The 8,940-nt window shown below is 74.1% G+C and carries 9 protein-coding genes; 6 read left to right on the top strand and 3 right to left on the bottom strand.

Going from position 1 to position 8,940, the window contains the following annotated elements:
* Positions 1 to 129 precede the first annotated feature (129 nt).
* Positions 130 to 942 (top strand): LLM class F420-dependent oxidoreductase, encoded by an 813-nt coding sequence (locus AB0I21_RS53355; RefSeq protein ID WP_360573097.1) that lies wholly within the window; start codon positions 130 to 132, stop codon positions 940 to 942.
* Here AB0I21_RS53355 and AB0I21_RS53350 read toward each other — a convergent pair.
* Positions 935 to 1,654, bottom strand: coding sequence for an aminoglycoside phosphotransferase family protein (locus tag AB0I21_RS53350; RefSeq protein WP_360573095.1), 720 nt, complete (start codon positions 1,652 to 1,654; stop codon positions 935 to 937). The two genes, AB0I21_RS53355 and AB0I21_RS53350, sit on opposite strands and share 8 nt — an antisense overlap.
* A gap of 131 nt (positions 1,655 to 1,785) precedes the next feature.
* On the opposite strand from AB0I21_RS53350, the gene AB0I21_RS53345 reads away from it, so the two are divergent.
* Positions 1,786 to 2,730, top strand: coding sequence for an NAD-dependent epimerase/dehydratase family protein (locus AB0I21_RS53345; RefSeq protein WP_360573093.1), 945 nt, complete (start codon positions 1,786 to 1,788; stop codon positions 2,728 to 2,730).
* Here AB0I21_RS53345 and AB0I21_RS53340 read toward each other — a convergent pair.
* Positions 2,690 to 4,537, bottom strand: coding sequence for a polysaccharide biosynthesis protein (locus AB0I21_RS53340; RefSeq protein ID WP_360573091.1), 1,848 nt, complete (start codon positions 4,535 to 4,537; stop codon positions 2,690 to 2,692). The genes AB0I21_RS53345 and AB0I21_RS53340 overlap by 41 nt on opposite strands.
* Before the next feature lie 150 nt (positions 4,538 to 4,687).
* Here AB0I21_RS53340 and AB0I21_RS53335 point away from each other — a divergent pair, with 150 nt between their 5' ends.
* Positions 4,688 to 6,127 carry a polysaccharide biosynthesis tyrosine autokinase gene (locus tag AB0I21_RS53335; protein WP_360573089.1) on the top strand — a complete coding sequence of 480 codons (1,440 nt, stop codon included), beginning with the start codon at positions 4,688 to 4,690 and terminating at the stop codon, positions 6,125 to 6,127.
* Here AB0I21_RS53335 and AB0I21_RS53330 read toward each other — a convergent pair.
* A complete protein-coding gene (locus AB0I21_RS53330) occupies positions 6,084 to 6,593 on the bottom strand; it encodes a low molecular weight phosphatase family protein (protein ID WP_344515218.1) in 510 nt (169 codons plus the stop codon). The genes AB0I21_RS53335 and AB0I21_RS53330 overlap by 44 nt on opposite strands.
* A 12-nt stretch (positions 6,594 to 6,605) precedes the next feature.
* On the opposite strand from AB0I21_RS53330, the gene AB0I21_RS53325 reads away from it, so the two are divergent.
* From AB0I21_RS53325 to AB0I21_RS53315, 3 genes are read left to right on the top strand one after another with little or no spacing between them, the layout of a single operon-like run.
* Positions 6,606 to 7,715: an aminotransferase class I/II-fold pyridoxal phosphate-dependent enzyme gene (locus tag AB0I21_RS53325; RefSeq protein ID WP_360573087.1), complete on the top strand. Its 1,110-nt coding sequence runs from the start codon at positions 6,606 to 6,608 to the stop codon at positions 7,713 to 7,715.
* Positions 7,712 to 8,314 carry a sugar transferase gene (locus AB0I21_RS53320; RefSeq protein WP_344515214.1) on the top strand — a complete coding sequence of 201 codons (603 nt, stop codon included), beginning with the start codon at positions 7,712 to 7,714 and terminating at the stop codon, positions 8,312 to 8,314. The genes AB0I21_RS53325 and AB0I21_RS53320 overlap by 4 nt, the downstream gene beginning before the upstream one ends.
* Positions 8,311 to 8,934 (top strand): acetyltransferase, encoded by a 624-nt coding sequence (locus tag AB0I21_RS53315; protein WP_360573084.1) that lies wholly within the window; start codon positions 8,311 to 8,313, stop codon positions 8,932 to 8,934. Before AB0I21_RS53320 ends, AB0I21_RS53315 begins: the two co-directional genes overlap by 4 nt.
* The last annotated feature ends 6 nt before the right edge of the window (positions 8,935 to 8,940 follow it).

Here is an 8,940-nt window from a genome sequence, read left to right as displayed (position 1 = left end):
CCACTCGGTACGACAAACTCGCCGTCCGCTGGCAGGCAGTCCTCACCATCACCATCATCGGCGAGTGGCTCTGACCCGTTATGAAACGCGCCCTACTGGAACTTCTCCACACCCGCCGACCCGGCGGCCATCGCGCCGACGCTGAAGGAGACGGCCCTCATCGCCGAGCAGGCGGGGGTCGCGTCCTTCACGGTCATGGACCACTACTTCCAGATGGACGGCATGGCGCCCGCCGAGGAGCCGATGCTGGAGGGCTACACCACGCTGGGCTACCTCGCGGCCCTCACCGAGCGCATGACGCTGGGCCTGCTGGTGACGGGCGTGATGTACCGCCACCCGGGCCTCCTGGCGAAGATCGTCACCACGCTGGACGTGCTGTCGGCGGGCCGGGCCCGGCTCGGGATCGGCGCCTCCTGGTATGAGCGCGAGCAGCGCGGCCTGGGCGTGCCCGTCGTGCCGATGGCGGAGCGCTTCGAGCGCCTCGAGGAGACGCTGCGGATCTGCCTGCAGATGTGGAGCGACGACAACGGCCCCTTCGAGGGCACCCACTACCGGCTGACGGAGACGCTCAACTCCCCGCCGCCGCTCGGCCGCGCCCGCCCGATGATCATGATCGGCGGCGGTGGCGAGAAGAAGACGCTGCGCCTGGTCGCGAAGTACGCCGACGCCTGCAACCTCTTCGGCTCCACGCCCGAGGACGTCGCCGCGAAGCTCGACGTCCTGCGCGCCCACTGCGACACCGAGGGCCGCGACTACGCCGGGATCGTCAAGACCGTGCTGATCACGCGCCCGCCGCTGGAGGACCCGGACGCCTGGCTCCGCGACGTCGAGGCCTACGGCCGCCTCGGCGTCACCGAGGTCATGACGATGCCCGACCGCCACCCGGTCGAGTTCGCCACCGCCCTCGCCAAGGACGTCCTCCCGCGGATGGACCTCAGCTGAGCAGGGCGATGTCGCGCAGGTAGTGCTCGAGGTCGCCGCGGGCGATGTGGGCGGCGAACGCCTCGTTGCCGGCGGCGGCCTCGGCGCGCATGGAGTCCGTGAGGGCGCGCAGGCGGGGCGCGACGGACGCGAGCGCGGCCTCGCGCAGCGCGGGGTCGGCGCCGTACGCGTCGAAGAACAGGTCGAGGCGCTCGGCGGTGCGTTCGCCGGCGGCGGAGCCGAGCGGGACGAAGCGGTAGACCGCGTACGCCAGGTCCCACGAGCGCGGGCCGGGGGCCGCCCCGTCGAAGTCGATCAGGCCGATGGCGCGGTCGCCGTCGTAGACGCAGTTGTACGGGGCGGCGTCGTTGTGGCAGACGACCTCGACGGGCTCGCGGGCCGGCTGCTGCCAGCCGTCGCGCCAGCTCGCGGCGACGTCGGCGGTCGCGTCGTGGTAGGCCCGCAGCAGCCGGGCGGCGCTGGTCAGGGCGGGGTCGCCGGCGACGGCGGGCGTCCACGGGTCGTGGCCGACGTCGCCGGGCAGGTAGCTGAAGACGTCGCGGCCCAGCGGGTCGGTGCCGAAGGAGCGGGGCGCGCCGGTGAAGCCGCGGGTCTGCAGGTGCTCGAAGAGCTGATGGATCCGCGGGCTCCAGGCGCCGGCCGGGCGCCGGACCGTCGCGCCGACCCGGACGACCTGGTTGACGCCGCCGCCGGCGAGCTGCTGTTCGGTCATGCCCACCAACGTCTCACGGATCTTCGAGATTCGCAGACCTCGATGCTGTCCGAAAGGACGGGTTCATCCGGAAAAACGGTGACCTCGTCCGTGGCGTCACCTGCTCGGCCCGGTCGCCGTTGTGCCCGGTGATGAGAGTTCTGGTCACCGGCGGCGCGGGGTTCATCGGGGGAAACCTGTGCCGGGAGCTGGTCACCCACCCTGCCGTGCACGAGGTCGTGGCGTTCGACGACCTGAGCACCGGCAGTGAGGGCAACCTCGACGGCGTCGGCGCGACGCTGGTCACCGGCAGCATCCTGGACCGGCCCGCGATCGACGACGCGGTCGAGCGGGCCGACGTCGTCATCCACCTGGCCGCCCGGCCGTCGGTGCCGCGGTCCGTCGCGGACCCGCTGCGCAGTCACCTGGTCAACGCCACCGGCACCATGCACGTGCTGGAGGCCTGCCGGCGCGGCGGCACGCCGATCATCACGGCGTCCTCGTCCTCGGTGTACGGGCCGACGAAGGTCCTGCCGAAGCACGAGGAGCTGCCGACCCGCCCGCAGAGTCCGTACGCGGCGAGCAAGCTCGCGGCCGAGTCGTCGGTGCTGGCCTACGGCGCCACCTATGGCCTGCCGGTGCTCGCGCTGCGGTTCTTCAACGTGTACGGGCCGCTGCAGTCCGTCGGTCACGCCTACGCCGCGGTCATCCCGACGTTCGCCGACGCGGCGCTGCGCGGGCAGCCGCTGCACGTCCACGGCGACGGGCGGCAGACGCGGGACTTCACGTTCGTCGGATCGGTGGCGCGGCTGCTCACTGACGCCGCGGTCCGCCGGGTGACCAGCCCCACCCCGGTGAACCTGGCGTTCGGCACCCGCACGTCGCTGGTCGACCTGATCGACAAGATCCGCGGGCTGGTCGACCGGCCGGTCGAGGTGGTCTTCGACCCCGCCCGGCCCGGCGACGTGCGCGACTCGCAGGCGGAGTCGTCCCGGCTGCGGGAGCTCTTCCCCGGCCACGGGCCGGTCCCGCTCGACCAGGGCCTCGCCGAGACCGTCAGCTGGTACGAGCGGCAGATAGCCTCGGCACCGCGATAGGCGCCGCGGTCGCCTTCGAAGACACCGCGGGCAGCGCGGCGGGCTCGACGGACGGCACCAGGCACAGGTCGGCGAGCTGGCCGACCAGGGCCGCCGGCGAGGACCGCACGTCCAGCGCGAGGGCCAGCGACGGGTCGAGCGGCGGCACCGAGACGTGCGAGATGAGCGGGTGCAGCGGCCGCAGGTCGATCTCGCCGGCGCCGAAGAGCTCCTCGTGCAGCTTCTCGCCGTGCCGCAGGCCGGTGTAGACGAAGTCGACCGGCCGCTCGGCCTGCGCGGCGAGCTGGTGCGCCAGGTCGTCGATGCGCACCGGGGTGCCCATGTCCAGCACGAGCGCCTCGCCCCCGGCGCCCAGCGCGGCGGCCTGGATCACCAGCTGCACGGCCTCCTGGACCGTCATCATGAAGCGGGTCACGTCCGGGTCGGTGACGGTGACGGGCCCGCCGGCGGCGATCTGCGCCTGGAAGGCGGTGACGACCGAGCCGCGGCTGCCGAGCACGTTGCCGAACCGGACGTTGAGGAACGTGCCGGCCGCGACGGTCGAGCGGTGCGCGGTCAGGCGCTCGGTGATCCGCTTCGTGTAGCCCAGGACGCTGATCGGGTTGGCGGCCTTGTCGGTGGAGATGTTCACGAAGCGCTCGACCCCCACCGCGGCGGCCGCCGACAGGACGTTGAGCGTGCCGAGGACGTTGGTCTGCAACGCCTCGGCCGGGTGCCGCTCCAGCAGCGTGAGGTGCTTGAGCGCGGCGGCGTGGAACACCACCTCCGGCCGGCGCTCGGCGAAGACCGCGGCGATGGAGTCGGCGTCGCGCAGGTCGGCGAGGATCAGCTCGGGGCTGTCCAGCAGGGCCCGGCCGTGGATCGACAGCTGCACCGCGTGCAGCGCCGACTCGTCGCGGTCGAGCATCATCAGCTCGGCCGGGCCGAAGCGGTGCAGCTGCCGGCACAGTTCGGAGCCGATCGAGCCGCCGGCGCCGGTCACGAGGACCCGCCGGCCGGCCAGGTAGTCGCCGATCGCGGCCAGGTCGGTGTCGATCTGGCGGCGGCCGAGCAGGTCCGACAGCTGCACGTCGCGGATCTCCGCGACGCCCACGGGCCCGTCGAGACTCTCGTCGATGGACGGCAGGATCTTGAGGTCGCGCCGCGCGGCGGTCGTCACGGCCCGGACGTCGCGCAGCAGCGCGCCGTCATCGGCTCGGATGGCGAAGATGACGACCTCGGCGCCGGTCCGGGCGAGCACGGCGGCGAGCGAGGCCCGCCCGCCGAGCACGGCGACGCCCTCGACGCGCAGGTTCTGCTTGGCCGGGTCGTCGTCGACGATGCCGACCGGCCGGTAGCGGCAGTGCGGGTCGTGCGCCATCGATCGCAGCAGCCGGTGGCCGGCGGCGCCGGCGCCGTAGACGAGCACCGGCACGGCCTGCGCGGAGGGGGCGACCCGCAGCCGCCGCTCGCGCCGCAGCCGCCCGGCCGCGCGGCCGGTGACCATCGCCAGCAGGGTGGCCATCGCAGCGACCCCGGCGACCGCCGCCGGGGCGACCCCGGCGACCCACAGCAGCCCGCCGGTCGCGGCGACGGTGAGCGCGAGCGCTCGCAGTTCGGGCAGCGTCCCGTGGCCGTAGCGGCGCCGGTACAGGTGGACCGGCCACGCGATCGCCGTGTGCGCCGCGGCGGCCAGGACGATCGCGGCGCCCGCGGTGAGCAGCGACGGCCGGTCCGGCCCGATCGTGATCGCCAGCGCGAGGCCGCCGGCCCAGGCGCAGAGGTCGGCGGGCCAGTCCGCGGGCCCGGAGGGCCTGTGGTCGTCCATCGGTTCCCCCTTCGACACGGCGACCATTCTTCACGATTTGGCAGATGAGATCCCGGTAAAACCGGATAGGGGAAATTAGACCGTTTCACCTCTTGCGCCATGACAACATGTCACTCTTCGTGAAGAAGCGAACACGGGAGGTCATGGCGTATGGAGCTGCGCGACTATGTCAGCGCGGTCCGGAAACGCTGGTGGCTGGTGGCCACGACCGCCTGCCTGGCCCTGGTCGCCGCGGTCGTGATCACCGCGCGCACCGCGCCGACGTATGCCGCCTCGGTGACGTTCTTCGTCAGCACCCCGAGCAGCGGCGTGACCGACGCCTACCAGGGCGGCCTGTTCTCGCAGCAGCGCGCCCGCTCCTACGTCAACCTCGTCACCAGCGACCGCCTCGCCCGCGCCGTCGCCACGGACCCGGGCGTCGGCCTGGACGCCGACGGGGTCAAGGCACGCATCAGCGCGCGCACCGTGCCCGACACCGTGCTGCTGGACATCACCGTGCTGGACACCCGCAGCGACCGCGCCCTGCGCATCGCCGAATCCGTCGCGACGCAGTTCGCCGCCCTCGTCGCGGTCCTGGAGACCCCGCCGGGCGGCGACAGCCCGACCGTCCGCGTCGACGTGGTGACCGGCCCCCGCGTCGGCACCGACCCCGTCTCGCCGCAGCCCGCCCGCAACTTCGCCGTCGCGCTGCTGATGGGGCTGCTCGTCGGCGCCGCCGGCGCCGTCCTGCGGGAGATCCTGGACAGCAGCGTCCGCTCCGCGACCGCGCTGCGGCAGGCCGGCGGCAAGGCCGTGCTCGCCACCGTGCCGCTGGACCCGCGGGCCCGCCAGGAGCCGCTCCTGCTGGAGGACGCCACCTGGTCGCCGCGCGGCGAGGCGATGCGTCACCTGCGCACCAACCTGCAGTTCGTCGACCCCGACCGGCGGGCCCGCTGCATCGTCGTGACCAGCGCGCTGCCCGACGAGGGCAAGTCGACGATCGCCTGCAACCTCGCGATCGTCCTCGCCGAGAACGGGCACCGCGTCCTGCTGATCGACGCCGACGTGCGGCGGCCGAAGCTGGCCGAGTACCTCGACCTGGAGGGCGCCGTCGGCCTCACCAACGTGCTCGTCGGCCAGGTCGACCTGGACACCGCCGCGCAGCCGTGGGGCGACCGCGACCTGTGGGTGCTCGCCAGCGGCTCGATCCCGCCCAACCCGAGCGAGCTGCTCGGCTCGCAGCAGATGGCCCGGCTGCTCGCCACCGCCGGCGAGGACTTCGACTACGTCGTCGTCGACACCTCGCCGCTGCTCGTCGTCACCGACGCCGCGGTCGTGGCCAGCCGCGCCGACGGCGCCGTTCTGGTCACCCGGGCCGGCAAGACCACCGTCACCCAGGTGCGCTCCGCGGTCCTCGCCATCGACGCGGTCTCCGCCCGGCTCTTCGGCTGCGTGCTCAACGGCGCGAAGTCCGGCGGCGACGACGCCTACTCCTACGCCTACTACGGCACCCGGGCCGGCGCGCCGCTGCTGAAGGCCGCCGCCGCCGCCGGCAAGCCGGCGCCGGTCACCCGGGATCTCGACGCGGCCGGCCGGCCAGGAGGGCGATGATGTCCGCGATCGTCCCGGCGCACACGCGGAACCCCTCGACCGGGCCGCCGAACGGGTCGGTCAGGTCGTCGTCGAGCGGTGAGCCCGCCCGCAGCCGCCCCCGCACCCGTGCGATGTCGCGCAGCGTCGTCGGCTCCGGCGGCAGCGCCGCCAGGTACCGGCCGAACTGGCGCAGCGTGAACGTCCGCGCCGCCGTCGCCGGGGCGAGCGTCACGCAGTGCGCCCGCTCCGCCCGCGTCGCGGTCAGCACCAGGTCGGCGCCGGCCAGCAGTGCGGCGTCGACGCGCCGGCTGGCGAAGCCCGCGGGGTCCGCGCCCCGCTCCAGCAGCACCGCCTTCGCCTCGGGCGGCATGTCCAGGCCAGGCATCGCGTGCGTGCCGGCGCTCGCGGCGTCCAGGCCACCGGCCCGGGCCAGCCGCTCGGCCATGGCCGAGCGGCACAGGTTGGCCCGGCAGACGAACAGCATGGAAAGCCCCCGATGAACTCACGCATCTTCCTGTCCGCGCCCGACATCTCGGGCACCGAGGAGCGCTACCTCGTCAACGCCTTACGCTCCGGTTGGGTCGCGCCCGTCGGGCCGGATCTCGACGCGTTCGAGGCCGAGGTCGCCCAGCGGTGCGGCACCGCGCATGCCGTCGGCGTCAGCTCCGGCACCGCCGCGCTGCACCTGGCGCTGCTCGCGATGGGCGTCGGGCCGGGCGACACGGTGATCGTGCCGACGCTGACCTTCGCGGCCACCGCCAACGCCGTCGTCTACACCGGCGCCGAGCCCGTCTTCGTCGACAGCGAGCCCGACACCGGCAACATCGACCCCGCCCTCGCCGAGCGGGCCGTCGCCGACCTGCGCCGCGAGGGCAGGCGCGTCGCCGCGGTCGTCCCGGTGGATCTCTTCGGCGCCTGCGCCGACCACCAGAGGTTGCAGACGCTGGACGTACCGCTGCTGGAGGACGCGGCCGAAGCCCTCGGCGCGACCCGGGACGGCCGGCCGGCGGGGTCCTTCGGGCGGGCCGCCGCGCTGTCATTCAACGGCAACAAGATCATCACCACGTCCGGCGGCGGGATGCTCGTCACCGACGACGCGGCGCTCGCCGAGCGCTGCCGCCACCTGGCCACCCAGGCCCGGCAGCCGGTGCCGCACTACGAGCACGCCGACGTCGGGTACAACTACCGGCTCAGCAACCTGCTCGCCGCGGTCGGCCGCGCGCAGCTGTCCCGCCTCGACGGGATGCTCGCCCGGCGGCGGCAGCTGCGGGAGCGCTACGCCAAGGCCTTCGCCGGCGTGCCCGGCGTGCGGATCGTCGGCGACGGCGAGCACGGATCCAACTGCTGGCTGACCGTCGTCGCGGTCGAGGAGCGCGAGTCCGGCTGGTCCGCCGCGGCGCTCGGCGAGCATCTCGCCGGGCACGACATCGAGACGCGGCCGGTGTGGAAGCCGATGCACCGGCAGCCGGTGTACCGCCAGGCCCGCAGCTGGCTGACCGGCGCCGCCGACCACCTCTTCGCGACCGGCCTGGCGCTGCCCAGCGGCTCGCAGCTCGGCGACGCCGCCCAGCGGCGCGTCTTCGACGCGATCGACGAGTTCCTGTGAACCGCGCCCTGGACCTCGCCGGCGCCGCCGCCGCCACGGTCGTCCTCGCCCCGGTCATCGCCGCCACCGCCGTCTTCGTCCGCTGCACGATGGGGTCGCCGGTGCTGTTCCGGCAGGAGCGGACCGGCCTGCACGGGCGGCCGTTCACGTTCGTCAAGTTCCGCACGATGCGCCCGTCCCCGCGCGGCTTCGACCCGGGCAGCGACGCGGAGCGGCTCACCGCCGCCGGCCGCTTCCTGCGGGCCACCAGCCTCGACGAGCTGCCCGCGCTGTGGAACGTCCTGCGCGGCGACATGAGCCTCGTCGGCCCGCGCCCGCTGCCGGTGGCGTACCTCGGCCGGTACACCGAACAGGAGGCGCACCGGCACGACGTGCGGCCTGGCATCACCGGCCTGGCCCAGGTCCTCGGCCGCAACAACCTCACGTGGGAGCAGAAGTTCGCCCACGACCTGCACTACGTGCGGGCCCGGTCGCTGCGGATGGACCTGCGGATCCTGGCCGCGACGGTCCGCACGGTCGTGCGCCGCGACGGCGTCACCGCGGCCGGCTCCGCGACCAACCACGAGCTGCGCGCCGTGCCGGAAGGGCGGCAGGCGTGAGGAACGGTCTCGTCATCGTCGGCATCGGCGGCCACGGCCGGGAGATCCTGACCATCGCCCGGGCCGCCGGCATGCCCGTGCGCGGGTTCGTCGACGACAACCCCACCCAGCGCAACCTCGACCGGGTGTCCGCGCTCGGCGTGCCGTTCCTCGGCCCCAGCACCCGCCTCGGCGAGGAGCGCCCCTCGATCGGCTACGTGATCGGCATCGGCGACCCGCGCGTCCGGGCACGGCTCGACGAGCAGCTGCGGCCGCACGGCCTCGCCGCGGCCACCCTGATCCACCCGGCCGCGACGATCGGGCCGGACGCGTGCCTCGGCGAGGGGTTCGTCGCGTTCGCCGGCGCCCGCGTCACCACCGACGTGCGCATCGGCCGGCACGTGCACCTCAACCAGAACTGCACCGTCGGCCACGACACCGAGCTCGCCGACTTCGTCCAGGTCAACCCCCTGGCCGCGATCTCCGGCGACTGCCGGATCGGGTCCGAGGTGCTGATCGGCACGACCGCCTGCGTGCTGCAGGGCCTGCGGGTCGGCGAGGGCGCCACCGTCGGCGCGGGCGCGTGCGTCACCCGCGACGTCGAGCCGAAGGCGACCGTGAAGGGGGTTCCGGCGCGGTGAAGGTCG

The organism is Dactylosporangium sp. NPDC050588, assembly GCF_040654975.1.
Taxonomy (GTDB): Bacteria; Actinomycetota; Actinomycetes; order Mycobacteriales; family Micromonosporaceae; genus Dactylosporangium; species Dactylosporangium maewongense.
This window is presented reverse-complemented; position numbering and strand designations above follow the sequence as displayed.